The 419-nt window shown below is 61.3% G+C and carries 1 protein-coding gene; it reads left to right on the top strand.

Annotated features, from left to right (window positions below):
• A partial coding sequence (locus EA795_RS20805; RefSeq protein WP_240645063.1) for a GTP-binding protein occupies positions 1-419 on the top strand: 419 nt, incomplete at both ends.

A 419-nucleotide genomic window follows, 5' to 3' on the forward strand; every position in this document is an offset into this window, starting at 1 on the left:
CCGCAGTCCGAGACCGTCTGGCGTCAGGCCAACAAGTACGGCGTACCGCGTGTTGTCTACGTCAACAAGATGGACCGCCAGGGCGCCAACTTCCTGCGTGTCGTCGGTCAGATCAAGCAGCGCCTGGGGCACACCCCGGTACCGTTGCAGCTGGCAATCGGCTCGGAGGAGAACTTCTCGGGCCAGATCGACCTGATCAAGATGAAGGCGATCTACTGGAACGAAGACGACAAGGGCATGAGCTACCGCGAGGAAGAGATTCCGGCGGAGTTGCTGGATCAGGCCGAGGAATATCGCTCCAACATGATCGAGGCTGCGGCCGAGGCCAACGAAGAGCTGATGAACAAGTACCTGGAAGGCGGCGAGCTGTCGGTCGACGAGATCAAGGCCGGCCTGCGTCAGCGCACCATCGCCGGTGA

This window comes from Stutzerimonas nitrititolerans (genome assembly GCF_003696285.1).
GTDB classification, from domain to species: Bacteria; Pseudomonadota; Gammaproteobacteria; order Pseudomonadales; family Pseudomonadaceae; genus Stutzerimonas; species Stutzerimonas nitrititolerans.